Genomic DNA, 25,832 nt, shown 5'->3' with positions numbered 1-25,832 from the left:
TCGATGTCGTCCCCCGGTGTCGTCCCCGGTGTACCAGGCGACGCTGTGAGGGCCGCCGTGGCCGCCCAGCCTAGGCGTTCCGCGCCGCACCCGGTGGCGCGGGTCACCCTGTGCCCGCCCCGTCCCCGCCGAGGCCGGGCCGCGAATCGCCGGTCCGCCGATCGCACCACGGAGACCTCCGCGGGAGCAAGCGGACAACGCTGCCGGGTGATCTTCGCGACCCGTGGGCAACCTCGACGGACGCCAGCCGTCTCACCTGCGGATTCCCCCTGTCGGGTGACGAAATTCAAGCAATGCGCGACTCGGTGCGGAGCTCGGCGAACGGTGAGCTACCCTTCCCGGGCTCCGGCCGCAGGAAGAGGGGCACCTGGCTGAGACCTCGGTCACTGCGGGCGCCGGGCACAAACAGGGGCCCTGGAACGTTGACCAGCGGCACGACCGGCTCACGGGTACGCCCGGGGGACCGGAAGAACAAGACAAGCTGATTCGCAGGGGTGAGGGACACATGGCTACCGACTACGACGCTCCGCGCCGCAGCGAAGCCGACGAGCTGGCCGAAGACTCGTTGGAGGAGCTGAAGGCCCGGCGGAACGAGAACCAGTCCGGCGTCGTCGACGTCGACGAGGACGCGAACGCCGAGAACTTCGAGCTTCCTGGTGCCGACCTTTCCGGGCTTTCCGGTGAGGACATGACCGTGAAGGTCGTGCCGAAACAGGCTGACGAGTTCACCTGCTCGGTCTGCTTCCTGGTGCACCACCGCAGCAGGCTCGCCGAAGACAACGGCGGCCGGCTGATCTGTCGCGACTGCGCCTGAGCACAGCCTGCGCCTGACGGCGTACGGGGATCTCGTACAGGACTTCAGGGAAACACAGGTTTTTCAGGGGAAACACAGTCGCGGCGGTCCGGGGAAGCTCGCTCGCGAGCTGGATAAAGGGGGTCGGCCCACCAGGCCGGCCCCCTTCCGCGTCCGCGGGACCGGTTCCGCGGACGCGGCGGCGCTCTCGCTCAGGAACGGGCGCGCAGCAGTTCGGCGACGCGCTTCGGCTTGCGCGTGCTGAACAGCCAGTACGGCGTGGGGTCGGCCGGATCCGTGAGCTGCACGCGGACCGCCGGGCCCACCCAGCCGCGGTGCAGGACGAACGCGGCCGGGTCGCCGTCGCGCCCGAGGGCGCGGCGCTTGTCGTCCTTCTCGAGGATCTCGACCACGCCGACGAAGCGCAGCGGCAGGTGCGCGTCGCCGACCCACAGCTCCGGCTCGTCACCGCCCGTCACGCGCACGCGGGAGCGGCCGAGCGACAGCACCAGCGCACCCATCACCACGATGGCGATGGGCAACGGGATCCACACCGGGATCGAGGGGTACCCGAGGTGGATCTCCACGCCGAGCAGGATCGCGCCGAGCATCGGCAGCGGCCAGCCCCACAACGGCACGTACAGCCGTTCGGAGTGCGCCAGTCCGCGCTTCACGGCGGTGTTCACGGTGTCAGCCACGCGACAAGGGTAGTCTCGCCGCCCGTGTCCAGCGTTCAGGTACTCCTCACCCGGCTCGACCCAGGCGTCCCGTTGCCCGCGTACGCGCGGCCCGGCGACGCGGGCGCCGACCTCGTCACCACCTCGGATATCGTGCTCGGGCCCGGCGAACGCGGGGTGGTGGGAACCGGTGTCGCGATCGCGCTGCCGCCGGGGTTCGCGGGGTTCGTCCACCCGCGCTCGGGACTCGCGGCCCGCGTGGGGCTTTCGGTGGTGAACACCCCCGGCACGATCGACGCGGGGTACCGCGGTGAGATCCGGATCTGCCTCATCAACCATGATCTTCAAGAGCCGGTGGTGCTCGCGCGCGGCGACCGGATCGCGCAGCTGGTGATCCAGCGGGTCGAGCAGGCCGTGTTCGTGGAGGTTGCCGAGCTCGGCGACACCGAACGTGGCGCCGGTGGTTACGGCTCGACGGGCGGGCACGCCACACTGGTCCCGGACGTGCCCGGCGCGGACGCGGGCACTGGGGAAGGAACGGAGAAGTAGTGGGGATCTTCGGACGCAAGCGCAAGTCCGACAGCGGGGTCGACGGGGCGACCGAGTCCGCCGACGGCGCCGCGGGCGACACCGGGGCGAACGCCGACGACGCGATCGAACCCGAGAACCAGCTGTCGGAGACCGAGCAGGGGCCCTTCGACGTCGCCGACGCCGAAGAGGACGGCATCCCGCGCATCGACCTCGGTTCGGTGCGGGTCCCGGTCCCGGACGGCTCGCAGGTGCAGGTCGAGATGGACCCGGAGGCCGGCGGTGTCCGCGCGGTCCACGTGGTGACCGAGCAGGGCCAGATCACCGTCAGCGCCTACGCGGCGCCGCGTTCCGGCGGTCTGTGGCGCGAGGTCGGCACCGAGCTGGCCGACCAGCTGCGAGCCGACGGCGCGAAGGTGACGGTCGGTCGCGGCGAGTGGGGCCTGGAGCTGTCCGCCATCGTCGGCGACGTCGCGCTGCGCTTCGTCGGCGTGGACGGCCCGCGCTGGATGCTGCGCGGCGTGATCGCCGGCCCGCAGTCGCAGTCCGCGCAGGCTCCCGACGTGCTGCGCATGATCGTGCGCCACACCATCGTCGATCGTGGCGACTCCCCGATGCCGGTACGCACCCCGCTCCCGATCACGCTCCCGGACGCCGTCGCGCAGCACATCGCCGAGCAGCAAGAAGGCTGACAGCCAAGCGAAGGAAGGCCTCGGCACTCCCGTGCCGGGGCCTTCCTTCATTTCTTTTCACCACCTGGTTTTCATCGCAGGTCTCCGGCGGACCCGAACCAGCCCTTCAGGAACCCGACCAGGCTCGCGCGCCCCAGCACCTCGCGGTCCCGCCCGAAGGCGGCCAGCTCGACCACGCCCAGCTCGCCCCTCGGCAGCACCCCGGCCCACTCGCGGGCCACCGTCACGGGGTGCACCAGGTCTCCGGCGCACGCGCCGATCCCGGCCGGCACGGCGACCGTCGCGAGCTCCGTCAACGACGGTGCCCGCCGTCCCGCCGCGACCCGCAGCCCCGCCACCAGCTCGTCGCCGTGCCGTCGCCAGGCCCGCGACAGCTCGTCGACCAGCCACCCCGGGCTCCCGGCGGCCACCGCGGCCAGCGCACCGTCCACCCCCTGGCAGGCCACCAGATCCGCTGAGGCCCGCGCGGCGACGGCCGCGGCCGCTGATCCGGGTTCGCCGTTCCAGGCCGGGAGCGCGCACACCAGCCCCTCGCAACGGCCCGGGTTGGCCACTGCCCACTCCGCGGCCAGGTGCGCGCCGAACGAGACGCCCCCGACGATCAGCGATCCGTGGACGCGCGCGAGCCGGTCGAGCTCTTCGAGGTACCCGTCGGCGAGCGCGGCGCCGGGCGGTGGGGGCGGCGCGATCAGCCGGGCGCCCACCAAGGCCAACGGGCCGGTGAACACCGACTGAACGAACACCTCGTCGGACCCCGTACCGGGCAGCAGGACCACAGGGAGGTTCCGGATTGCGGACGTCACGTTGCGATCTTGGCGCAAACCCGTTTCGCTGATGTGAACCACAGCTACGCTGGATTACGCACGGGCCGCGAAGTCGGAGGCCCCGGAGCACAGGAGCACACCATGTCCGCCAAGGACGGCGGCTACTTCAGCCGGTTGGTTCGCAAGCTGACCAGCGACGTCGAGGACCTCGACGCCGACGAGATGTCCGAGAGGTCCGGGGCCGAGGGTGCTCGCCGCGCCTGTGACTGCCGGTCCGGCGAAGAGGCGACAGTGCTCGGCAGGCTTCGCAGCGTCGAGCTGTGCCCGAGCGAGGGAACTCCGACGCTCCAGGCCGAGCTGTTCGACGGGACACAGGGCGTGACGCTAATCTGGCTGGGCCGACGCCGGATCCCCGGTATCGAGCCGGGTCGGACCATCAAGGTCCGCGGCCGGATGGCAGAGCGTGACGGCCAGAAGGTGCTGTACAACCCGTACTACGAACTCCAGAGCCCGGTAGGTTGATCGACTCCCGTGACTGAACCCGCTCCCCGCGACGAGACGCACGTGCCCGAAGGCGGGGACGAAAAGCACGACACGGACAACGACACCGAGAAGCCCGAACCCACGTTGCTGGAACAGATGGGCGGCGTGTCGGGCCTGTTCTACTCGTCGGTGCCGGTGATCGTCTTCGTGCTGGTGAACGCCTTCTTCGGGCTCACCGCGGCCATCTGGGGCTCGGTCGGCAGCGCCGTGGCGATCACAGTGCTGCGGGTCGTGCGCAAGGAGCCGCTGCAGCCGGCGATCTCGGGCTTCTTCGGGGTCGCGATCGCGGCGTTCATCGCGTTCCGCACGGGTTCGGCCAAGGGCTTCTTCCTCTTCGGCATCTGGGCGAGCCTCGCCTACTGCGGCGTGTTCGTGCTGTCGATCCTCGTGCGCTGGCCGATCGCCGGCGTGGTGTGGAGTGCGCTCAACGGCGCCGGCCAGGCCTGGCGCAAGGACAAGCCCTCGCGCTACGGCTACGACGTCGCCACGCTCGCGCTGGCCGTGATCTTCGCCGCCCGGTTCGTGGTGCAGCGCTGGCTCTACAACAGCGACTACACCGGCTGGCTCGCGTTCGCGAAGATCGCCATGGGTTACCCGCTCTACGCGCTGGGTCTGCTCGTGGTCGTCTGGGCGGTCCGCCGCTCCGACAAGCGGCTCAAGGCGCTGGGCGAGACGGAACCGAAGCCGGAGACCGACGCGGAGGTCGAGGCCCGGCTGCGCGAGAAGTACGCGCAGACGCCGACTCCGGAGGCTTAACGGCCTGCCCCAAGACACAGGAAGGCCCCTCACGTGCTCGTGAGGGGCCTTCCTCGTGTGCCTCAGTATCCCAGGGCCGTGCGGATCTCCGGCTCGACGTCCGACGTCGCCACGAACAGCAGCTCGTCACCGGCTTCCAGCGGGTCCTCCGGCTGCGGCACGATCACGCGGTCGCCGCGCAGGATCGTGACGAGCGCGGCGTCGCGGGGAAGCGCGATGTCGCTCACGGGCTTGCCGGCCAACGGGGTCTCCTCGGGCAGCGTGAGCTCCACGAGGTTCGCCTGGCTCTGGCGGAAGGTCATCAGCCGCACGAGGTCGCCGACGCTCACGGCCTCCTCGACCATCGCGGCGAGCATGCGCGGGGTCGACACGGCCACATCGACGCCCCAGGCGTCGGTGAAGAGCCATTCGTTGGCGGGGTTGTTCACGCGCGCCACTACGCGGCGCACAGCGAACTCCGTCTTCGCGAGCAGCGACACCACGAGGTTGGACTTGTCGTCGCCGGTCGCGGCGATCACCACGTCGCAGCGCTCGATGCCGGACTCCTCGAGGTTCGAGAGCTCGCACGCGTCGCCGAGCACCCAGTCGGCCTGCGGCACGCTGTCGGGCTCGAACTGGTCCGCCTCACGCTCGATCAGCATCACTTGGTGCCGCCCGTCGATCAGCTCGACGGCGATGGAGCGCCCGACGGCGCCGGCACCCGCGATCGCGACCCGCATCAGTTCTCCTCCTCCGGAGCGCGAGCGGCCACGCTCGTCACGTCGCTGACGGTGCCGGAGCGGGCCGCGACGTACACGACGTCGTCGGCCTGCACCATGGTCTTGTTGTCCGGCAGCACGCCGTTGCCGAACCGCATGATGAACGCGACGCGCGCACCGGTGGCGTCCTGGAGGTCGCGCACGCTGCGCCCGACCCAGCCCTCGTTCAGCGGCAGCTGCAGCAGCGCGACGTTGCCCGACGGATCGCGCCACACCGACGCGACGCCGTCCGGCAGCAGGGTCCGCAGGAAGCGGTCGGTGGTCCACGGCACCGTCGCGACGGTGGGGATGCCCAGCCGCTCGTACACCGCGGCGCGCTTGTGGTCGTAGATCCGCGCGACCACGTGCTCGATGCCGAAGTTCTCGCGCGCGACCCGCGCGGAGATGATGTTGGAGTTGTCCCCGCTGGACACGGCCGCGAACGCGCCGGCCTCTTCGATGCCGGCCTCGATCAGCACCTGCCGGTCGAAACCGACGCCGACGATCTGCTGGCCGTGGAAGTCGTGTCCCAGCCGTCGGAACGCCTGGGGGTTCTTGTCGATGACGGCCACCTCGTGGCCGAGACGCTCCAGCGCCGCGGCCAGGGATGCGCCGACCCGGCCGCACCCCATGATCACCACGTGCACGCCTTGCCTCCTCGTAGGTGGGGGTAAACCCGTCCGTAGGTACCCTCGCGCACCACGGGCGAACCTACCCTGCCGGGCCCCGGTTGGTTCCACCGTCCTCCCCTCCACCGCCCTCAACGGAGCAGCTCCGCTGCGCTGTAGATTCACCAGGGTGTCGAAGTTCCCGACCGTGTTGAAGCGCCTGGTTCTCGGACGTCCGTTCCGCAGTGACCGGCTCGGCCACACGCTCCTGCCCAAGCGCATCGCGCTGCCGATCTTCGCCTCGGACGCGCTTTCCAGCGTCGCGTACGCGCCGGAAGAGATCTTCCTGACCCTGAGCTTCGCCGGGCTGTCGGCGTACGCGTTCGCGCCGTGGATCGGGGTGGCCGTGGCGCTGGTCATGCTGACGGTCGTGGCGTCGTACCGGCAGAACGTGCACGCCTACCCGAGCGGTGGCGGTGACTACGAGGTCGCCGGCACCAACCTGGGGAGCAAGTTCGGCCTCACGGTGGCGAGCGCCCTGCTCGTGGACTACGTGATGACCGTCGCGGTGTCCACTTCGTCCGGTGTCGCCAACATCGGCTCGGCGATCCCGTGGGTCGCCGAGCACAAGGTGATCACCGCCGTGGTGATCGTCGCGGTGCTGACCGCGCTGAACCTGCGCGGAGTGCGCGAATCGGGCAAAGCCTTCGCAATCCCCGTCTACGGGTTCATCATCGGCATCCTGGTCATGGTCGTGTGGGGGCTGATCGAGGCCGCGACGGGCACGACGATGCGGGCGGAGAGCGCCGGGTTCACGCTGCACTCCGAGGGCACGTGGACCGGGTTCGCGTTCGTCTTCCTGATCCTGCGGTCGTTCTCCTCGGGCGCGGCGGCGCTGACCGGGGTCGAGGCGATCAGCAACGGCGTGCCGGCGTTCAGGAAGCCGAAGTCGAAGAACGCGGCCACCACGCTGCTGCTCATGGGCGTGCTCGCGGTGACGATGCTCATCGGCATCATCACGCTCGCCGTGATCACCAAGGTGAACTTCGCCGACAATCCGGCCGAGCAGCTGCAGGGCGCGCCGCAGGGGTACCAGCAGAAGACGATCGTGACGCAGATCGCCCAGGCCGTGTTCGCCGGCTTCCCGCCGGCGTTCTACTACATCTCCTTCGCCACCGGCATCATCCTGCTGCTGGCCGCCAACACGGCGTTCAACGGTTTCCCGGTGCTCGGCTCGATCCTGGCGCAGGACCGCTACCTGCCGCGGCAGCTGCACACGCGCGGCGACCGGCTGGCGTTCTCCAACGGCATCCTGTTCCTCGCGGTCTTCGCGCTGGTGCTGATCATCGCGTTCGACGCGGAGGTCACTCGGCTCATCCAGCTTTACATCGTGGGTGTGTTCGTGTCGTTCACGATCAGCCAGACCGGCATGGTTCGGCACTGGAACCGTTTGCTGGCCAAGGAAACCGACGGCGCGGTGCGGCGGCGGATGCGGCGCTCGCAGACGGTCAACGCGATCGGTCTCACGATGACCGGCACCGTGCTGATCATCGTGCTGATCACCAAGTTCCTGCTCGGCGCGTGGATCGCGATCGCCGCGATGGTGGCGATCTACGCGTTGATGACGGCGATCCGGAAGCACTACGACCGTGTTTCCGAGGAGTTGAAGGAGCTCGGCGACACCCCGACCGTGCTGCCCTCGCGCAACCACGCGATCGTGCTCGTGTCCAAATTGCACCGTCCGACGCTGCGTGCGCTGGCCTACGCCAAGGCGATGCGGCCGGACGTGCTCGAGGCCGTGACGGTGAACGTCGACGACGCCGACACCCGCCGGCTCACCGCCGAGTGGGAGGCGCACAAGTTCAAGGTGCCGCTGAAGGTCGTCGAGTCGCCCTACCGCGAAATCACGAAGCCGGTGCTGGACTACGTGAAGCGGGTGCGCGGAGACAACCCGCGCAACGTGGTCACCGTGTTCATCCCGGAGTACGTGGTGGGCCACTGGTGGGAGCAGGTGCTGCACAACCAGAGTGCGTTGCGGCTCAAGGGAAGGCTGCTGTTCCAGCCGGGCGTCATCGTCGCGAGCGTGCCGTGGCAGCTCGAGTCGTCGGCGAAGGCGGCCGAGCGCGGGCGCCGGGCCCGGCCTGCGGCCGGTGACGTGCGACGCGGGTTCGCGGCGAGCGGCGGCGCAGCGGCCGCGAAGCCTGTGGAAACCCCGAAACAAGCCAAGGAACCTGCTGAATGACGGAGAACTGGCTCGGCCGCGTGCTCGAGCTCGAGATCGGCCCGGTCGCCCACGGCGGCCACTGCGTATCGCGTGTGGACGGACGGGTGGTGTTCGTGCGCCACGGGTTGCCGGGCGAGCGCGTGCGCGCCGAGGTGACCGAGGACAAGGGCGGTTCGTTCTGCCGGGCGGACGCGGTGGAGGTGCTCGACGCTTCGGAGCACCGCGTCACGCCGCCGTGCCCGCTGGCAGCGCCGGGCGGCTGCGGTGGCTGCGACTGGCAGCACGCCGACCCGGAGTACCAGCGTTCCCTGAAGGCGGCCGTGGTCGCCGAGCAGCTGGAACGCCTGGCGGGCATTACGCGCGACGTCGTGGTCGAGCCGCTCGAGGGCGGTCCGCTCGGCTGGCGCAGCCGCGTGCGGCTCGTGGCCGGCCGCGACGGCCGCGCCGGGCTGCGCGCGCACCACAGCCACCGCGTCGTCGCGCTCGATGACTGCCCGATCGCGGTGCCGGGCACGCTCGACGTGGCGCTGGCCAAGCGCTGGCGTCCGGGCACCGAGCTCGAGACGACCACCGACGGCGACGGGCACACGCACCTGCGTGAGCTCTCCACCGTCCACGGCCGCAACAAGTCGCGCCAGCTGTCCGGCGGTCTCGCCGTGCAGCACGCGGCGGACCGCGACTGGCGTCTCGACGCCCACGGTTTCTGGCAGGTGCACCCCTTCGCGGCGGACACGTTCGCGCAGCTCGTGCGCGAGTGGGCCGAGGCCCCGCGCGGCGGGGTCGCGTGGGACCTCTACGCCGGCGTCGGCTTGTTCGCGTCGGTGCTGGCCGAGCAGGTCGGGCCGGAGGGCCGCGTGCTCGCCGTGGAGTCCGGCCGCCAGGCGGTGACGGACGGCGAGCGCAATCTCGCGGACCTGCCGCAGGTGTCGTGGCGCGCGGGCCGGGTCGAACACGCCCTGGAGGACGCGCCGAAGCCCGTCGACGTGGTCGTGCTCGACCCGCCGCGCAAGGGCGCCGGGCGCGCGGTGGTGGACGCGATCGCGGCGGGTTCGCCCGACCGGATCGTGTACGTCGCCTGCGATCCCGCGGCGCTCGCCCGGGACGTGGCGACCTTCGCCGACCACGGGTACTCGCTCACGGACCTCAGGGCGTTCGACGCGTTCCCGATGACCCATCACGTGGAGTGCGTGGCGCTGCTGAGTTGATTGCCCCGGCTCCGCCGGGGGCGTGCGAGATCGCCTTTGAGCCGGCTTCTGAATCGGGCGGTCGGATCGGCCGGGGGCCGATCGCACCGCCCCATCCGGAAGCCGGCGCGATCTCGCCGGTGGGTCGCCTTCGCAGGGTGAGTTGGGTGGGTGGCGGTGACCTCAGCCGGCCGCGACCTCGATGGGCCGGGCCTCGGACTGGGGCTGGGGTGGCTTGCGTCGAGAGTGGCGCGGCCACAGGGTCAGGGCCAGGCCCACCGCGAGCAGGCCGGTGAGGACCCAGACGCCTGTCGTCACGTCCGGAGCGGCCGGCGCGCCCTGCAGGAGGCTGCGCAGGCCTTCGGTCGAGAAGCGGAACGGCGTCCACGACCACAGCAGCGCGCGGTAGGCCGGGTTGAGCAGTTCGGGCACCTGCCCGGCCACCGCGGGCGCCACGAGGTACAGCGGGGCCAGGATGGCGAGCGCGCGCAGGCCGAGCAGCCGCAGCAGACCGGCCTGCACCGCGGCGAACGCGGTGACCGTGAGGAACAGGAAACCGAGCACGTCCCAGGTCAGCGGCAGCGCGGAGTCCCACAACGCGGCGAAGCCCACCAGCACACCCGTCACCAGCACGGCGCTGCCCAGCACCTGCGCCAGGCAGACCGGAACGCTCACGCGACGGCCGGCACTGAGCCGCACCAGCACGGCACCGGCGACGAGCGAGCCCAGCCACGCGAGCGCGCTGGCGGCCAGCGGCACGATCCGGCCCGCGGCGCTCGCCGGATGCAGCATCTCGAGCCGCGGCTCGCCGGGCAGCGCCTGAGCGGCGCCCGCGAGGACCTGCTGCGCCACCTGCGTGCCCGCCGGGTTCACCGCGCCGGAGAGCACGACGGTCGCGGCGGGGCCAGGACGAAGCTCCAGGACCCCGTAGACCTCCTTGTCCGCCAACAGGTTCCGGGCCTCGGCCGGGTCGGCGACGTGCCAGTCGAGCTGCGTGCCGCCGTGGGAGGCGACCTGGCGCGCCAGCCCCGCCATCGGCGGCGGCGCCGAAACGGCGACAGGAACGTGATCGGGCGCGACGGTGGCCTGCGCCCCGAACGTCAGAAACCCCAGCACCACGGCGGCGAGCGCACCCGCCAGCACCGCGACCAGGGCGAACGCGCCCGCGGGGCGCCGAGCAGCAGCCGACATGACGGCCTCCCAGTTATTCTTCACATGTTGAATTACGACCAAAGTAGGTCCCGCCCCCAGGAAAGTCAACAGACGTTGAATACTTCCGCCGGTACCCTCACGGCCGTGACGACGACGCACGCGCACCGGCTGGTGCTCTGGGACATCGACCACACGCTCGTGGACCTCACGGGGGTCGGCAGCAGCTGGTACGCCACGGCTCTCACGGCCATGGGCACCGAGCTGCGCACCCACCCCGACTACGGCGGGCGCACCGAGCGCGCGATCACCGCCGACATCCTCACCACGCACGGCATCGAGGCGACCGAGGAGAACATCCAGCGCCTGTGGAGCGAGCTGATCGCCGTGGCCGACGAGGCCCGCGGCACGCTGCACGAAGCCGGCCGGGCGCTCGACGGCGCGGCGGCCGCACTGGCCGCGATGGCCGGCCACGGCGCCGTGCAGACGCTCGTCACCGGCAACCTGCCGGAGATCTCGGTGCACAAGCTCGCCGCGTTCGGCCTCGACGAGCACCTGGAGCTGGAGATCGGCGGGTACGGCTCGCTCTCGGCGCACCGGCCCGACCTCGTCCCCCACGCCGTGGCCGCGGCGGCCGCGAAGCACGGCACGGCGTTCGCGCCCGGCGACGTCGTGGTGATCGGCGATACCCCGAACGACGTGAAGGCCGCCCTCGACAACGGTGCCGTCGCGGTCGCCGTCGCCACCGGGCACTACAGCGCCGAAGAGCTTGCCGCCTCGGGTGCGCACACCGTGCTGCCCGATCTCGCCGACCTCGACTCGGTGCGCAAGGCCGTGCTCGGCTGAGCGGTTCACCCCTGTTTTTCGCCCCGCACGGCGGTTTCGGCGCCCGCGCCGAGGCCGCCGTGCGCGGTTAGTCCTTGGTCGAGTGCTGTTTCCTGAGTCCGCATCCTCCTTCGGGTCAGGGTTTTCTCCCTCCGGGGCAGCACTCCCCTAGGGGGACGAGTCGCTCCCACGAAGGATGTCGGCTTTAGGTCCAGGCGCAAGACTCGGATCATGACGACCGCATCGCCGGCGGCGGGGACCGCCAGCGGTGCCGGCACGGGGGAACGCGGGCGGGCGGCCGGAAGGCTGAAACGCGAGCGGTTCGCCGTGCTCTGGCGCCGCCTGCCGTTCACCACCACCGTCGTGCTCGCGATCCTCGTGGCCGGGGTCGCGAGCCGCACGCTCTGGCAAGCCGCCGAGCACCAGCCGTCGTTCGCCTACTACGCCTACGGCCTGCCTTCGCTGGAACACGGCCGCTGGTGGACGCTGGCGACCGGCCCGTTCTTCGCGCCGCGGCCGCTGTTCTACCTGCCGATGGCCGGCACTTTCGCGCTGCTGACAGGGTTCGCGGAGTGGCAGCTCGGCACGCGCCGCACGATCCTGGTGACCGTCGGCGGGCAGCTGGCCGCGGCCGCGGCGGCGATCCAGTTCCTCGTGCTGTGCCGCCATTCCGGCTGGACGTGGGCCGCGCACATCGCGACCACGCTCGACGTCGGCTTCTCCGGCGGCACGCTCGCGGCCATCGCCGTGGCCAGCGCGACGCTGCGCGCGCCGTGGCGGCTGCGGTTGCGCGCCGGGTTGTGCGTGTACGCGGGCGTCGCGATCGTGTACGTCGGCACACTCGCGGATCTCGTGCACTTCTTCGCACTCGTGCTGGCGTTGCCGCTCGGCCACCAGCTCGCGGGCAAGGCGCGGCTCGCCGAACCGGTGCGGCCGAGCGTGCGCGAGTGGCGGCTGCTGGCGTGCGCGGGACTGCTGCTGCTCACCGTGGCCGAAGTGGTCATGTGGCTCGTCCCGGGAGACGGCCCGTTCGGCCCGTCGGACGCGGTTTCCCTGTCGGCGCGGGAGATTCTCATCATGGGTGCGCTCGTGGTGCCGATGCTCAACGGCCTGCGCCGCGGCTCGCGCGTCGCGTGGCGCTGGGCCGTGGGGTTGTGCGTGTTCGCGGTGTCGCAGGTGCTCCTGGTGAGTGGGGTCCTGGCCGTGGCGAAGCTGGTGCGCACCGAGTACGACAGCCACGGGCTGTCACTGTTCTTCGTGGACAATCTCTTGTGGACGGTCGAGCTGGTGCTGCTGATCGCGGCGAGCGGGGCGTTCCGCGTGCCCTCACGCCGGCGGCGCCGCAAGGTGCTGCGCGGTGGTCCGGACGGCAGTCTTGCCCGGCTTCTGCTGGGGCGCAACGGGGGCAGCACGATCTCGTGGATGACGACGTGGCCGCAGAACACGTACTTCGTCGCCTCCGACGGCGCGTCCTACCTCGCTTACCAGCGCCACGCGGGGGTCGCGATCGCGCTCGGCGATCCCGTGGCGCCGTGCGGCTCGGCGGCACACGCGCTCACGGAGTTCCGGGAGATGTGCGAGAACTCCGGGCTCGTGCCGTGCGTTTTCTCCGCGACGGCCGCCACGGTCGGCGTGACGCGGGAGCTGGGCTGGCAGCACGTGCAGGTCGCGGAGGACACGCTGGTGGATCTCGAGAACCTGGAGTTCCGCGGAAAAGCCTGGCAGGACGTGCGTTCGGCGTTGAACAAGGCCCGCAAGGACGGCATCGAGTTCCGCCTGGTGCGCCTGGCCGAGCAGCCGCCCGCGATCCGCGAGCAGGTGCGCGCGCTGTCGGAGGAGTGGATCGGCGACAAGGGCCTGCCGGAGATGGGGTTCACGCTCGGCGGTGTCGCCGAGGCGATGGACCCGGCGACGCGCGTGGGGCTCGCGATCGACGCGACGGGCACGGTCTGTGGTTTCACGTCGTGGCTGCCGGTGCACACGGGCTCGGGCACGGTCGGCGGGTGGACGCTCGACGTGATGCGCCGCCGTCCGGACGGGTTCCGGCCGGTGATGGAGTTCCTGATCGCGTCGGCGTGCCTGGCGTTGCGGGACGAGGGCGCGCGGTTCGTGTCGCTTTCGGGCGCGCCGCTCGTACGCAGCCCCGACACCGCACCGGCGCGTGCGGTGGACCGGGTGCTCGACGCGGTGGGCGCGTTGATGGAGCCGTACTACGGGTTCCGCTCGCTGCACGCGTTCAAGGCGAAGTTTCAGCCGCGGCGCGAGCCGCTGTACCTGGCCTACCGCGACGAGGCCGACTTGCCGCGCATCGGCCTCGCGCTCGGGCGCGCGTACCTGCAGGGGGCCGGACTGATGGACTTCGCGAAGCTGGCGTTGCGGCGTCAGCGCGTGGTCGGCGGCGGCGTGGTCGTGGACCGGTCGGCGGCCGGCACGCCGCGGTAGCTCTGAAGCAAGCGGACGACGTCGGCGCGGCTGGTGGAGTCGTCGGTGTAGACGACGAGGACCACGGACTGGGTCGCGGTGGCCAAGGCGAGCGCGCCGACGGTGACGTGCTTCTGGGTGCAGGCGTCCGTGCCGCCCTGGGTGACGTCGGCGAGCACCACGCGCGCGGGACGGGTTGTGCCTTCGAGCTGCACGGTCGCGTCCTGCGCCGGCGCGTACGTCACCTTCGCGCCGGGGTCGTAGGCACTGCCGACGAGGTCGCCGACGGCTTTGCGCGCGGCGGCTGCGGCGTCGCCGCCGTCTTCGGTCGTGACTCCGGACCCGCCGTGGCGGCTGTCGCTGCCGCAGTAGCCGCGGCCGACGGACGCCGTGGTGCTGAGAGTGATCCCCGGCGAGGTCGCCGTGCCGTCCCAGCCGTGCACGGCGCCGGGTTCCGGTGTCCAGCTCGGCGGGACGTCGTAGGCGAAGCTGCCGTCGCGCGCGGCCACGGAGGACCAGCCATCGACCACCGCGGGCACGACGAGGTGCGGCTCGGGCTGGAAGCTGACCGGGCCCAGGCTGGGTGTCGACGAGCTCGCCGAGTGGTGGCGAGCGGCGCCGAAGAAGTTCATCGCGGCCACACCGAGGGCGATCACGGCCACGAGGATCCACAGCGCCCGCGACGGCCGCCCCTTCAACCGCGCATCCGGCCGACTCGCCGGCCGGATGCGCTGGGGCTCCGCGCGCGGAGCCTGCCCGGTGACGGCGGGATCCTCGGCGTACCAAGGAGTTCCGCCGGATTTCTCGCCTTGCGCCGGCCCCGGACCGCGTCCCGGTTCGGCCGCCGGCTCGGCGGCGGGCTGCCCGGAAACCGGGGAGCCCGTGCCGTAGCCGGCGGCCGGGAAGCCGGGTGCGTCAGCGGGTTCGTACCCGCCGACGCCGGTGAGGGCGGCGTTGTCCTCGTAGCCGCCATCACCATCGGCACCGTCGGCACCATCGCGGCCGGACCGGCCGAAGAGCCCCACCGGCGGGTGCCGTCAGGAGCGGACGAGCTTGACCAAGTGGCCGACCACGGAGTCGACCGGGATCTCCTCGCGCTCGCCGGTGCGGCGGTCCTTGACCTCGACCAGCCCGTTGGCCAGGCCGCGCCCGACGACGAGGATCGTGGGCACGCCCACCAGCTCCGCGTCGGCGAACTTCACGCCCGGGGTGGCCTTGCGGTCGTCGAACAGCACGTCGACCCCGGCCGCGTCGAGCTCGGCGACGAGCTTCTCCGCACCCGCCGCGATGGTCTCGTCCTTGCCCGCGACGACCACGTGCACGTCGTACGGCGACACCTCGCGCGGCCACACGAGGCCGGAGGTGTCGTGGTTCTGCTCGGCGAGCACGGCGACCAGGCGCGAGACGCCGACGCCGTAAGAGCCCATCGTGATGCGGATCGGCTTCGAGTCCGGGCCGAGGGCGTCGAGCTCGAACGCGTTGGTGTACTTGCGGCCCAGCTGGAAGATGTGGCCGATCTCGATGCCGCGCGCGGCGACGAGGGTGCCGTGGCCATCCGGCGACACGTCGCCCTCGCGGACCTCGGCCGCCTCGATCGTGCCGTCGGGCGTGAAGTCGCGGCCCGCCACGAGGTCGAGCACGTGGTGGCCGTCCTGGTCGGCGCCGGTCAGCCACGCGGTGCCGGTGACCACGCGCGGGTCGACGAGGTAGCGGACGCCGTTCTCCTTGAGTGCCTTCGGGCCGATGTAGCCCTTGACGAGGAACGGGTTCTTCGCGAAGTCCGCCTCCTCCAGCAGCTCGACCTCGGCGGGCTCGAGCGACGCTTCGAGGCGCTTCATGTCGACCTCGCGGTCGCCCGGCAGGCCGACGCCCAGGAGCTCCCACTCCTTCGCGCCCGGCTGGCGGATCTTCAGCATCACGTTCTTGAGCGTGTCGGCCGCGGTGAACTCGCGGCCGAGGCCTGCGGCGTTGAAGAACGCCACGAGCGACTCGATGGTCGGCGTGTTCGGCGTGGCGTGCACCTGCGCGGCGGGCAGGCCCTCGATCGGGCGCTCGGCCGGCGCGGGCGTGACCACGGCCTCGACGTTGGCCGCGTAGCCGGACTCCGTGCTGCGCACGTAGGTGTCCTCACCCGTCTCGGCGACGGCGAGGAACTCCTCCGACGCCGAACCGCCCATGGCGCCCGACGTCGCGGCGACCACCACGTACTCGAGGCCGAGGCGGTCGAAGAGCTTCGTGTAGGCGTCGCGGTGCGCCTGGTAGGAGCGCTCCAGGCCCTCGTCGTCGAGGTCGAAGGAGTAGGAGTCCTTCATCACGAACTCGCGGCCGCGCAGGATGCCGGCGCGGGGGCGCGCTTCGTCGCGGTACTTCGTCTGGATCTGGTACAGCGTGACCGGGTAGTCCTTGTACGAGCTGAACTCGCCCTTCACGGTGAGCGCGAACAGCTCCTCGTGCGTCGGGCCGAGCAGGTAGTCGGCGCCGCGGCGGTCCTTGAGACGGAAGAGGTTGTCGCCGTACTCGGTCCAGCGGCCGGTGGCCTCGTAGGGCTCGCGCGGCAGCAGCGCGGGGAACTGGATCTCCTGCGCGCCGATCGCGTTCATCTCTTCACGCACGACGTTCTCGACGCGGCGGAGCACCCGCAGGCCCAGCGGCAGCCACGAGTAACCACCCGGGGCGACCCGGCGGACGTAGCCGGCGCGCACCAGCAGCCGGTGGCTGGGTACCTCGGCGTCCGCCGGATCCTCGCGCAGGGTGCGGAGGAACAACGACGACATCCTGGTGATCACTGCGGACTCCCTGCACTGAGAGACTGAGAAGCTGAGCGGGCTGAGACGTCGAGCCTGGTTCGACCGACACAGGGTAGTCAACCGGCGTCCGGCCACTCCACCCGGTTATCGCGGGGTCCCGGTTTTGTCGGTGCCCCGGGCTAGCGTCGGCGGCATGGCACTCGAACTGAGCATGATCACCATCGACTGCGCAGACCCCCGAGTCCTCACGGACTTCTGGACGCAGGCGCTCGGCGTCGCGGTCGAAGCGGACTACGGACCCTTCGTGATGCTCGCGCGCCCTGGTGGCGGCGGGCCCGCGCTGGCCTTCCAGCAGGTCCCGGAGCCGCGCACGGTCAAGAACCGCGTGCACATCGACTTCTCCGCACCCGACCGCGAGGCGGAGGTGAAACGCCTGGTCGGGCTCGGTGCGAGCGAGCAGGAGCGGCACGCGCAGCCGGGCATCGAGTGGACGGTGCTGGCCGATCCGGAGGGCAATGTGTTCTGCGTGGCGCAGGCGGGCGCGCACTGAGCCGGCGGCACTAGGTTGGCGGGCATGAGCGCGCGAGTTCTCCTGCCCTGGACCGACATCGAGCTGCCCGACGGGCTGGCCGCCGCGTACTACGACGGCGTGAACCTGCCCGGCGACGACCTGTCCGGCGTGGAGTTCTACGTGCTGCCCTACGACGCGGGAAGCGAGCCGCCGAAGCTGATCGGGAAGCTGCCTTCGCTGCGCGCGGTGCAGGCGCTGTCAGCCGGAGTCGAGGCGCTGGTGCCGCTGGTGCCCGAGGGCGTCGTGCTGGCCAACGGCCGGGGTCTGCACGACCTCAGCGTGGCCGAGCACGCGCTGGCGCTGATCCACGCGGCTCAGCGGGACCTGCCGCGGTGGTTCGCGCAGCAGGCCACCGGGTCGTGGGAGCGCGAGCACACGCGTTCGCTCGCCGACAGCCGCGTGCTGCTCGTGGGCTACGGCTCCATCGGCCACGCGATCGAGCGGCAGCTGCTGGCCGCGGAGGCAGTGGTCACGCGGGTGGCGAGCCGCGCGCGTGACGGCGTGCACGGGATCGCCGAGCTGCCCGAGCTGCTGCCCTCGGCCGACATCGTGGTCTTGATCCTGCCCGAAACCGAGGCCACGAAGGGGTTGATGGGTACCCGGGAGCTCGCGCTGCTGCCCGAGGGCGCGCTGGTCGTGAACGTCGGGCGCGGCTCCGCGATCGACACCGCCGCGTTGCTCGCCGAAACGACCACCGGCCGGTTGCGGGCCGCCCTCGACGTCGTGGACCCCGAGCCGCTGCCGGCCGACCATCCACTGTGGAGGGTTCCGGGCGTGGTGATCACGCCGCACGTCGCCGGCGGTTCGGCGTCGTTCTACCCGCGCGCCAAGAAGCTCGTGGCCGAGCAGCTGCGCCGCTTCGTGGCCGGGGAACCCCTGCTCAACGTCGTCGAATAGAGCTTCAGATCGGGAGCACGTAGCCGTAGTAGGTGTCGGCGACCTCGTAGCCGCACCGTTCGTAGATGCCGACGGCGCTGTGGGCGTTGTCGGTGTCCACGGACAGGGCCGAGCGCTCGAACCCGGCGTCGCGGGCGTGGGCCAGCGTATGGCCCAGCAGCGCCGTCGCCACGCCGCGGCCGCGCAGCTCCGACAGGGTGCCGACGTAGTCCACGTACAGCTCGCGCACGCCGGTCCCCGCGAAGTCGGCCGGGTGGAACGCGCTGAGCACGAACCCGACCACGGCGTCGTGCTCGGGGGTCAGGAGCAGGAACGACAGGTCGCCGCGGAAGTCCTTCGCCCCGGTGATGCGGTGGCGCCAGGCTTCTGCCGACAGCTCGGCGCTGCCCCAGTGGCCGGCGAAGGTCGCGTTGCGGGCCACGCGGGTGAGGTCGTCGTAGCGCTCGTCGAACGCGACCAGCTCGTACTCGGCCGGGAGCGGCCGAGCGGGCGGCAACGCACGCAGGTCGGCGCGCATCTCGACGAACGACCGCGCGTGCCGGAACCCGGCCCGCGCCAGCGCGTCGAGGTACCAGTGTTCGTTCTCGTGCGCGCCCGCGTGCAGCTCCAGCGGCGCGTCGGGGAAGGCGCGCTCGTGCACGCGCTTGCCGGCGTCGAGGAACCACGTGGTGAGGTGCGCGGCGACGTCGGCCGTGCGGAACTCGGGGTGTGTCATCGCCTCGACGCGCGGCATGTGCACCGGGTCGGCGGCGTCGCGGCGGCGGATGGCCGCGTAGCTCACCATTCGGTCGCCGGCCCACGCGCCGGTGCTGGCGAGCGCGAGGTCGAGGTCGGGTCCCTGCATCTCCTCGCGCAGGTCGGCGGCGGTGTAGTGCTCGCCGGTGCGGTCCACCTCCTCGGCGGCCGCGAACACGGTCGCGAGCTGCTCCGCGTCGCCGAGGGTGAGCGGGCGCCAGGTGAGCTCCATGACGTCAGCGTAGGCGGGCGCCGAACAGCGGCGCACCCCGATTACCCTCGTCGTGTGCTGGTGCTCCTCCCTCCTTCCGAGACGAAGGCCGACGGCGGCAAGGGCGCGCCGCTCGACCTCGAGACGCTGTCCTTCACCGAGCTCAACCCCGTGCGGGCCAAGCTCGCCGACGCGCTGGTCGAACTCGCGCAAGACGTCCCCGCGAGCCTCGCCGCGCTCGGCATCTCCGAGCGCCAGAGCCATGAGGTCGCGCGCAACGGGAGCCTCTGGACCTCGCCGACGCTGCCTGCGCTGCGCCGCTACACCGGCGTGCTCTACGACGCCCTCGACATCGGCAGCTTCACCCGTGCCGGCCTGGAGAAGGCCCATCGCCGCCTGGCCGTCACGTCTTCGCTGTTCGGGGTGGTCTCGGCCACCGACCCGATCCCCGCGTACCGCCTCTCGGGCGGCAACAGCGTGCCCGCGCTCGGCACCGTGCGCAGCCTGTGGAAGCCCGCCCTGGAGCCGGTGCTGCAGGACATCGAGGGGCTCATCGTCGACCTGCGTTCGGGCACGTACTCGGCGTTCGCGAAGCTGCGCCCCGGCGCGGTGACCGTGCGCGTGGTCACGGAGGACGCCGCCGGCAACCGCACCACCGTGAGCCACTTCAACAAGGCCTACAAGGGCCGGCTCGCCGCAGTGCTCGCGACCACGCGCACCGAACCGTCCACTGTGGACGAACTGGTGAAGGTGATCGCCAAGGCCGGCCTCACGGTGGAGCGCACCGGCGACCACGCCCTGGAACTGCTGACCGACGACTGAGCAAGCACCCCAATGCGGCGTTGGTTGCGCTCAACGCACCCAATGCGGCATTCGTTGCTCCATCCATGCCCCCGCCGCCGCCCTCAACGGAGGCGCTGCGCGCCCATGCCCCATTCAACGCACCGAACGCCACAACTGGGGTGCGGGCCTCAGCCGAACCGCGAAGGCGAGCACGCCGTCAGCAGGTCCGCCGGCAGATCTTCGCCGAGGACGAGCGCGGCGATGAGCTTGCCCGCGTACGGCGCCAGCGTCAGCCCGGCCGGTCCGAAGCCCGTGGCCAGGAACAACCCCGGCGCGGCCTGGCCCAGCAACGGCAGCGTGTCCGGCGTCGCGGGCCGGAAGCCGACGCGGGTCTCGGCGAGCGTCGCGTCGGCCAGGCCCGGTGCGACGGCCAGCGCCTGGTCGAGCACTTCGCGCTGGCCGGCGGCCGTAACGCGGTAGTCGAAGCCGGAGTTCGTCTCGCGCGTCGCGCCCGCCACGACGCGGCCGCCCGCGAACGACAGCAGGTAGTGGCTCGACCGCGGCAGCACCACGGGCCAGGCGGACGTGTCGGTTTCGGGCAGGTCGAAGTGGCTGATCTGCCCGCGTTGCGGCGCCACCGGCACCGCGATCCCGAGCGGCTCGGCCAGCTCGGCCGACCACGCGCCCGCGGCGAGCACCACGGCGTCGCCGGTCAGCTCCTCGTCGCCCGCACGCACGCGGGAGCCGGACAGGAGCGTTGCCTCCGCCGACACGAACCGCGCGCCCCGCTGCTCTGCGGCGGCCACGAGCGCCGCCCGCATCACCCGGCCGTCGACGCGGCCCGCGCCCGACAAGTGCACGGCGGACAGCTCCGGCGCCAGCGGCGGGAACAGCTCGCGCGCCTGCGCCGGATCCAGCCGCCGCACCTCGCCCGCCTCGGGTGCGTCCGCGACCCGCTCGACCAGCCGCGTGTAGGCCTCGTCGAGCTCGGCCCCGTCCGCCGAGACGACCATCCCGCCGACGACCTCGAACGACGCGTCCTGCCCCTGCTCGCGCAACGCCGCCGCCAGCTCCGGGTAGTACGCCCCGGCGGCGGCCGCGAGCGGGTAGATCGCGCTGTCCCACCGCGAGGTCCAGGGGCTCACGATCCCCGCGCCCGCCTCCGTCGCGACGCCGGGCAGCCCGGCGTCCACCACCACGACGTCGGCCCCGCTGCTCACGAGGTGGTAGGCCGTGGCTGCTCCGGCGATCCCGCCGCCGATCACGATCACGCGCATGTCTTCACCCTGCCCGTTCCTCGGCGCGCCGTCGAGCGAGCACCGCCATCGCCGCGTTGTGCCCGGGGATCCCGCTCACGCCACCCCCGCGCACGGCACCGGCGCCACAGAGCAGCACGCGCTCGTGCGCGGTCTCGACACCCCACTTCCCGGCGTCGGCCGGATCTTCGGCGTAAGGCCAGGACAGGTCGCGGTGGAAGATGTGCCCGCGCGGCAGCCCGAGCTCGGCCTCCAGGTCCAGTGGCGTCTTCGCCTCCACGCACGGGTTGCCCGCCGCGTCGCGCAGCAGGCAGCTCTCGATCGGCTCGGCAAGCACGCTGTCGAGCGACGCGATCGTGGCGCGCAACGCCTCGGTCCGCGCGCGATCGTTGTCGGCCTCGAACAGCCGCGCCGGCATGTGCAGGCCGAACAACGTCAGCGTCTGCACGCCCGCCGCGCGCTCGGCCGGGCCGAGAATCGACGGGTCGGTGAGCGAGTGGCAGTAGATCTCGCACGGCGGCAGCGTCGGGATCTTGCCCGCCGCAGCCTCGGCGTACGCGGTTTCGAGCTGCGAGTAGGTCTCGTTGACGTGGAAGGTGCCGCCGAACGCGTCGCGCGGGTCCACGGCCGCGTCGCGCAGGCGAGGCAGCCGCGACAGGACCATGTTCACCTTGAGCTGAGCGCCTTCCGGGCGTGGGCCGGGTTCCTCGCCGAGGAGTCGCGCGAGCGTGTCGGGGGCGACGTTGGCCAGCACGTGAGAGCCTGCGGCCACGCGTTCGGTGCCGTCGAGCGTGTAGCGGACCTCGCCGTCGGGTGAGACCGACCGCACCTCGGCGCCGGTCACGAGCGTGGCCCCGGCGCCGCGGGCGGCGTCGGCGAGCGCGCGGGTGACCGCGCCCATCCCGCCGACGGGCACGTCCCAGTCGCCCGTGCCGTTGCCGATCAGGTGGTAGAGCAGGCAGCGGTTCTGGCGCAGGTCCTCGTCGCCGGCGCCGGCGAAAGTGCCGATGAGCGCGTCGGTGAGCACCACGCCGCGCACGGTGTCGTCGCCGAACCGCCCGGTGAGCGTCTCGGCGATCGGGCGCTCGAACAACGTGGCCCACGCTTTGTCGTCGCCGATGCGGGCTTTGAGCTCTTCCCGGCCGGGCAACGGTTCGGTGAGCGTGTCGAACGTCGCCGCCGCCACGCGCCCGGCCTGCGCGTAGAACTCGCGCCACGCGTCGAAGTCCTTTGTGGACCCGGTGACGGCGCGGAAAGCCGCCCCGGTGCGCGCCTCGTCCCCCGTGTCGACAAGGAGACCCGTGTCGCCAGACGGCGTGTACGACGACATCCGGCGCCGGCGCAGCTCGACGCCGAGACCGAGGTCGGCCGCGATCTTCCGCGGCAGCAGGCTCACCAGGTAGGAGTAGCGCGACAGGCGCACGTCGACGCCGTCGAACGCGCGGAACGACACCGCCGCTCCCCCGATCTCGCCGCGCCGTTCCAACACCAGCACCGAGCACCCGGCCCGGGCCAGATAGGCCGCCGCGACCAGGCCGTTGTGGCCGCCGCCCACGATCACCGCGTCGTACTTTCCGCCACCGTTCATGCCGCCGAGGCTAGGGGTATTTCGCGGAGCCCGTTAATTCGGTTGCGCGAGCCGCTCGCGCCCCGGCATGCTGCTCGCGAACCGGCGGGGTGCCGGTGGCCGACGGAAGCGAAGGAGGTGCGTCGTGGCCAATGTCCGGGCGCTGACCTGCCCACTTCCGTCCGCCCCTCTCGGCTAGAGCCGCCGCGCTCGCCCGGTGGGGCACCCCGATCGAGGAGACCCACCAGTGCGCGAGCACGACTACGAAGACCTTCACGCGTCCGATTTCGAGCGTCCCCGTCGCGGGCGGCGCTTCAGCGACGAACCCGAGCCGACTCGCCGGGGCCGGCTCACCGAGGGCGAGCGCGTCCGCCTCGCCCAGGCGCGCGACGACGCCTACACCGAGACCGACCTCCCGGACGGCGCCGACCGCTGGACCACCTGGGACGACGCCGACCAAGGCCCCCGCCCGAGGCCCGACTGGGTGGTCACGGAGCTCGGGGCCGTCGACACCGACCTGGGGGTGCTCAAAACCGGCAAGGAGGCCGACGTCCACCTCCTGCGCCGCACTCTGCCCGGCACCGACGGAGTGCTGCTGGCCGCCAAGCGCTACCGCAGCGACGAGCACCGGCTGTTCCACCGTGACGCCGGGTACCTCGAAGGCCGGCGCATGCGGCGCTCACGTGAGATGCGGGCCATGGCGGGCCGCACCTCCTTCGGGCGCAACCTGATCGCCGAGCAGTGGGCGGTCGCCGAGTTCGCGGCGCTGAGTCGCTTGTGGACGATCGGGGCACCCGTGCCCTACCCCGTGCAGCGCCACGGGACCGAGCTGCTGCTCGAGTTCCTCGGCGAGCCCGACGGCACGGCCGCGCCCCGGCTGGCACAGCTGCGCCCGGAGCACGACGAACTGACCGAACTGTGGGAACAGGCCGTGTCGGCGCTGGAACTGCTCGCCACGCAAGGGCTCGTGCACGGCGACTTGTCCGCGTACAACCTCCTGGTGCACGAAGGGCACCTGATGGTGATCGACCTCCCGCAGGTCGTCGACCTCGTCGCGAACCCCCGCGGCCGCGAGTTCCTGGAGCGCGACGTGCGCAACCTGGCGGGCTGGTTCCAGGCCCGTGGCCTGCCGGAACGCGTGACGAACGTCGAGGATCTCGTGGCGGAACTGGCCTACGCCGCAGGGGTGGGCTGATCCGCCGGCTGTACTGTGGGTGGCGTCGCTGCGCTGGGCCATTCGGATGTGGCACAGGACACGACTGCGACGCCGCCCACAACCGGACACCTGGGTGTGAAGCAGAAGCCCTCGCTCCGGTACAGTAATCAACAGACCGCAATCGGCGGCGTGGATGAGTTGGTGTCCGTCGCCTCCAAAGCCCACTGACGGGCTCGCGGTGAAATCCGAAGCATTTCCATCGGCGCTCGATGGTGGGAACTCCTGAGCGCGCCGGGTCCGTCCCTGTGAAAGCCCATTGCACACCATCTTGCCCTGCCTGCGAGCGGGCAGCCCGGGCCTCCTTGCGACGTGCCACGTCCGAGAGGCATAAGTGACAGTCACGTTCAACTCCGGCCATTCCGCTGCGTCGTCCCACTCAGGGCCGGGCCGCGGGGACCGTCCCGACCGCAAGCCGCGGCAGCGCCCGGCTCGCGAAGACTTCCTTCGCGACGACACCGTCGAGACGGTGGCCACCAAGACCTTCGCCGAGCTCGGTCTGCCCGACGAGCTGCTGCGCGCGCTGGCGGAGGCCGGCATCAACTCGCCGTTCCCGATCCAGTCGGCGACGATTCCCGACGCGCTCGCTGGCCGCGACGTGCTGGGCCGCGCCCAGACCGGTTCCGGCAAGACGCTGGCGTTCGGCCTGGCCATCCTGGCCCGGCTCAACGGCGGCAAGGCCCGCCCGAAGCACCCCCGCGCGCTCGTGCTGGTGCCGACCCGCGAGCTGGCCATGCAGGTGGCCGACTCGCTGACCCCGCTCGCCAAGTCGCTCGGCCTGTGGTGCCGCACGGCCGTCGGCGGCATGGCCTTCACCCGTCAGGCCGACGCGCTTTCGCGTGGTGTCGACCTGCTCATCGCCACCCCGGGCCGGTTGTCGGACCACGTCCGGCAGGGCACCGCGTCGCTGAGCGACTGCAACTTCATCGCGCTCGACGAGGCCGACCAGATGGCCGACATGGGCTTCATGCCGCAGGTGCGGGAGATCCTCGACCTCACCCCGCCGCGCGGCCAGCGGCTGCTGTTCTCGGCGACGCTCGACGGTGACGTCAACAAGCTGGTGAAGCAGTACCTCGCCGACCCGGTCACGCACTCGGTCGCGCCGTCGACCGCGAGCGTGGACACCATGGACCACCACGTGCTCCAAGTGTCGCACCAGGACAAGCAGGACATCGTCACGCAGATCGGTGCCCGCGAGGGCCGCACGATCATGTTCGTGCGCACCAAGCACCACGTCGACCGCCTCACCGAGCGGCTGCGTGAGCAGGGTGTGCACGCGGCGGCGCTGCACGGCGGCAAGACCCAGGGGCAGCGCAACCGCGTGCTGGCCGACTTCAAGGAAGGCCACACTCCGGTGCTGGTCGCCACAGACGTCGCCGCGCGCGGCATCCACGTGGACGACATCTCCCTGGTGCTGCACGTGGACCCGGCCGCGGACCACAAGGACTACCTGCACCGCGCGGGCCGCACGGCGCGCGCCGGTGCGTCGGGTGTTGTCGTCACGCTGGTGACGCACGACCAGAAGCGCACCGTCCGCCGGATGACCGACCGGGCCGGCGTGCGCGCCGAGACCACGGTGGTCCGCCCGGGCGACGCGGAGCTCTCGCGCATCACGGGTGCGCAGGAGCCGAGCGGCGAGCCGGTGATCGAGCGTCGCCGCGAGTCGCCGCGCCGCAGCGGTGGCCGTGGCTTCGGCGGTGGCCGCGAGCGCGGTGAGCGCAGCTACGGCGAGAACCGCGACCGCGGTGGTTACGGTTCGCGCGAAGGCCGCCCGAGCTACGGCGGTCGTGGCCGGTCCGGCAACGGTTCGGGTCGCCCGCAGCGCCCGGGTCGTCCGCAGCGCCGTGGTTACGACAGCTGAGTTTCCGTTCGAGAAAAAGCCCCGCCTTCGTGCGGGGCTTTTTCTTTGTGTGGCAGGGCCCACGGTTTCGCGCGTGACGCGGGTGGGACA

24 protein-coding genes are annotated in these 25,832 nt (G+C 71.7%); 14 read left to right on the top strand and 10 right to left on the bottom strand.

Annotated elements, in window-relative coordinates:
* Positions 1-505 precede the first annotated feature (505 nt).
* On the top strand, positions 506-814 hold the full coding sequence (locus ABZU76_RS24570; protein ID WP_204090248.1) for a DUF4193 domain-containing protein: 309 nt from the start codon (positions 506-508) through the stop codon (positions 812-814).
* A gap of 191 nt (positions 815-1,005) precedes the next feature.
* Here the strand turns inward: ABZU76_RS24570 and ABZU76_RS24565 are convergent, their stop codons facing one another.
* Positions 1,006-1,491: a DUF3093 domain-containing protein gene (locus ABZU76_RS24565; RefSeq protein WP_354873440.1), complete on the bottom strand. Its 486-nt coding sequence runs from the start codon at positions 1,489-1,491 to the stop codon at positions 1,006-1,008.
* Positions 1,492-1,515: 24 nt separating this feature from the next.
* On the opposite strand from ABZU76_RS24565, the gene dut reads away from it, so the two are divergent.
* The gene (dut, locus tag ABZU76_RS24560; RefSeq protein ID WP_354873438.1) at positions 1,516-2,019 is read left to right on the top strand and encodes a dUTP diphosphatase; all 504 of its coding nucleotides are present in this window, start codon (positions 1,516-1,518) and stop codon (positions 2,017-2,019) included.
* Complete coding sequence (locus ABZU76_RS24555) at positions 2,019-2,690, top strand: DUF3710 domain-containing protein (RefSeq protein WP_354873436.1); 672 nt, start codon at positions 2,019-2,021, stop codon at positions 2,688-2,690. The genes dut and ABZU76_RS24555 overlap by 1 nt, the downstream gene beginning before the upstream one ends.
* A 71-nt stretch (positions 2,691-2,761) precedes the next feature.
* On the opposite strand, the gene ABZU76_RS24550 is transcribed toward ABZU76_RS24555, so the two are convergent.
* Positions 2,762-3,493, bottom strand: a complete 732-nt coding sequence (locus tag ABZU76_RS24550; protein WP_354873434.1) for an alpha/beta hydrolase — start codon at positions 3,491-3,493, stop codon at positions 2,762-2,764.
* Between the two features lie 102 nt (positions 3,494-3,595).
* On the opposite strand from ABZU76_RS24550, the gene ABZU76_RS24545 reads away from it, so the two are divergent.
* Both ABZU76_RS24545 and ABZU76_RS24540 read left to right on the top strand, forming a co-directional pair.
* The gene (locus ABZU76_RS24545; protein ID WP_220238342.1) at positions 3,596-3,976 is read left to right on the top strand and encodes an OB-fold nucleic acid binding domain-containing protein; all 381 of its coding nucleotides are present in this window, start codon (positions 3,596-3,598) and stop codon (positions 3,974-3,976) included.
* 117 nt (positions 3,977-4,093) lie between these two features.
* A complete protein-coding gene (locus ABZU76_RS24540; protein ID WP_354873779.1) occupies positions 4,094-4,753 on the top strand; it encodes a DUF3159 domain-containing protein in 660 nt (219 codons plus the stop codon).
* A gap of 62 nt (positions 4,754-4,815) precedes the next feature.
* On the opposite strand, the gene ABZU76_RS24535 is transcribed toward ABZU76_RS24540, so the two are convergent.
* Together ABZU76_RS24535 and ABZU76_RS24530 are read right to left on the bottom strand one after the other, a co-directional pair.
* Positions 4,816-5,472: a TrkA family potassium uptake protein gene (locus tag ABZU76_RS24535; protein WP_354873432.1), complete on the bottom strand. Its 657-nt coding sequence runs from the start codon at positions 5,470-5,472 to the stop codon at positions 4,816-4,818.
* Positions 5,472-6,380: a TrkA family potassium uptake protein gene (locus ABZU76_RS24530; protein WP_354873430.1), complete on the bottom strand. Its 909-nt coding sequence runs from the start codon at positions 6,378-6,380 to the stop codon at positions 5,472-5,474. Before ABZU76_RS24530 ends, ABZU76_RS24535 begins: the two co-directional genes overlap by 1 nt.
* On the opposite strand from ABZU76_RS24530, the gene ABZU76_RS24525 reads away from it, so the two are divergent.
* A complete protein-coding gene (locus tag ABZU76_RS24525; protein ID WP_354873428.1) occupies positions 6,289-8,340 on the top strand; it encodes an APC family permease in 2,052 nt (683 codons plus the stop codon). The two genes, ABZU76_RS24530 and ABZU76_RS24525, sit on opposite strands and share 92 nt — an antisense overlap.
* A complete protein-coding gene (locus ABZU76_RS24520; RefSeq protein ID WP_354873426.1) occupies positions 8,337-9,527 on the top strand; it encodes a class I SAM-dependent RNA methyltransferase in 1,191 nt (396 codons plus the stop codon). Before ABZU76_RS24525 ends, ABZU76_RS24520 begins: the two co-directional genes overlap by 4 nt.
* A 162-nt stretch (positions 9,528-9,689) precedes the next feature.
* Here ABZU76_RS24520 and ABZU76_RS24515 read toward each other — a convergent pair whose 3' ends face one another.
* Complete coding sequence (locus ABZU76_RS24515; RefSeq protein WP_354873424.1) at positions 9,690-10,697, bottom strand: ABC transporter permease; 1,008 nt, start codon at positions 10,695-10,697, stop codon at positions 9,690-9,692.
* 132 nt (positions 10,698-10,829) lie between these two features.
* Between ABZU76_RS24515 and ABZU76_RS24510 the strand changes: the two genes are divergently transcribed.
* Together ABZU76_RS24510 and ABZU76_RS24505 are read left to right on the top strand one after the other, a co-directional pair.
* Complete coding sequence (locus ABZU76_RS24510; RefSeq protein ID WP_304504330.1) at positions 10,830-11,501, top strand: haloacid dehalogenase-like hydrolase; 672 nt, start codon at positions 10,830-10,832, stop codon at positions 11,499-11,501.
* A gap of 210 nt (positions 11,502-11,711) precedes the next feature.
* Positions 11,712-13,922 (top strand): DUF2156 domain-containing protein, encoded by a 2,211-nt coding sequence (locus tag ABZU76_RS24505; RefSeq protein ID WP_354873422.1) that lies wholly within the window; start codon positions 11,712-11,714, stop codon positions 13,920-13,922.
* Here the strand turns inward: ABZU76_RS24505 and ABZU76_RS24500 are convergent.
* Both ABZU76_RS24500 and ABZU76_RS24495 read right to left on the bottom strand, forming a co-directional pair.
* Positions 13,862-14,926, bottom strand: coding sequence for a hypothetical protein (locus ABZU76_RS24500; RefSeq protein ID WP_354873420.1), 1,065 nt, complete (start codon positions 14,924-14,926; stop codon positions 13,862-13,864). The two genes, ABZU76_RS24505 and ABZU76_RS24500, sit on opposite strands and share 61 nt — an antisense overlap.
* 12 nt (positions 14,927-14,938) lie before the next feature.
* Entirely contained in the window at positions 14,939-16,687 is a 1,749-nt protein-coding gene (locus ABZU76_RS24495; RefSeq protein WP_354873418.1) for a proline--tRNA ligase, read from the bottom strand.
* A 154-nt stretch (positions 16,688-16,841) separates the two neighbouring features.
* Between ABZU76_RS24495 and ABZU76_RS24490 the strand changes: the two genes are divergently transcribed.
* Complete coding sequence (locus tag ABZU76_RS24490; protein ID WP_354873416.1) at positions 16,842-17,198, top strand: VOC family protein; 357 nt, start codon at positions 16,842-16,844, stop codon at positions 17,196-17,198.
* A gap of 24 nt (positions 17,199-17,222) precedes the next feature.
* Positions 17,223-18,116: a 2-hydroxyacid dehydrogenase gene (locus ABZU76_RS24485; RefSeq protein WP_354873414.1), complete on the top strand. Its 894-nt coding sequence runs from the start codon at positions 17,223-17,225 to the stop codon at positions 18,114-18,116.
* Between the two features lie 4 nt (positions 18,117-18,120).
* On the opposite strand, the gene ABZU76_RS24480 is transcribed toward ABZU76_RS24485, so the two are convergent.
* Positions 18,121-19,083: a GNAT family N-acetyltransferase gene (locus ABZU76_RS24480; protein WP_354873412.1), complete on the bottom strand. Its 963-nt coding sequence runs from the start codon at positions 19,081-19,083 to the stop codon at positions 18,121-18,123.
* Between the two features lie 54 nt (positions 19,084-19,137).
* Here ABZU76_RS24480 and yaaA point away from each other — a divergent pair, with 54 nt between their 5' ends.
* A complete protein-coding gene (yaaA, locus tag ABZU76_RS24475) occupies positions 19,138-19,884 on the top strand; it encodes a peroxide stress protein YaaA (RefSeq protein WP_354873410.1) in 747 nt (248 codons plus the stop codon).
* A gap of 149 nt (positions 19,885-20,033) precedes the next feature.
* Here yaaA and ABZU76_RS24470 read toward each other — a convergent pair whose 3' ends face one another.
* Both ABZU76_RS24470 and ABZU76_RS24465 read right to left on the bottom strand, forming a co-directional pair.
* On the bottom strand, positions 20,034-21,122 hold the full coding sequence (locus ABZU76_RS24470) for an FAD-dependent oxidoreductase (RefSeq protein ID WP_354873408.1): 1,089 nt from the start codon (positions 21,120-21,122) through the stop codon (positions 20,034-20,036).
* Between the two features lie 4 nt (positions 21,123-21,126).
* Positions 21,127-22,689 (bottom strand): NAD(P)/FAD-dependent oxidoreductase, encoded by a 1,563-nt coding sequence (locus tag ABZU76_RS24465; RefSeq protein WP_354873406.1) that lies wholly within the window; start codon positions 22,687-22,689, stop codon positions 21,127-21,129.
* 226 nt (positions 22,690-22,915) lie between these two features.
* Between ABZU76_RS24465 and ABZU76_RS24460 the strand changes: the two genes are divergently transcribed.
* Both ABZU76_RS24460 and ABZU76_RS24455 read left to right on the top strand, forming a co-directional pair.
* Positions 22,916-23,863, top strand: coding sequence for an RIO1 family regulatory kinase/ATPase (locus tag ABZU76_RS24460; protein WP_354873404.1), 948 nt, complete (start codon positions 22,916-22,918; stop codon positions 23,861-23,863).
* A 352-nt stretch (positions 23,864-24,215) separates the two neighbouring features.
* Complete coding sequence (locus tag ABZU76_RS24455; RefSeq protein WP_354873402.1) at positions 24,216-25,742, top strand: DEAD/DEAH box helicase; 1,527 nt, start codon at positions 24,216-24,218, stop codon at positions 25,740-25,742.
* Positions 25,743-25,832 lie beyond the last annotated feature (90 nt).

Origin of the sequence: Amycolatopsis sp. NPDC005232 (assembly GCF_040607795.1) — a bacterium.
In the GTDB taxonomy this organism is placed as follows: domain Bacteria; phylum Actinomycetota; class Actinomycetes; order Mycobacteriales; family Pseudonocardiaceae; genus Amycolatopsis.
This window is presented reverse-complemented; position numbering and strand designations above follow the sequence as displayed.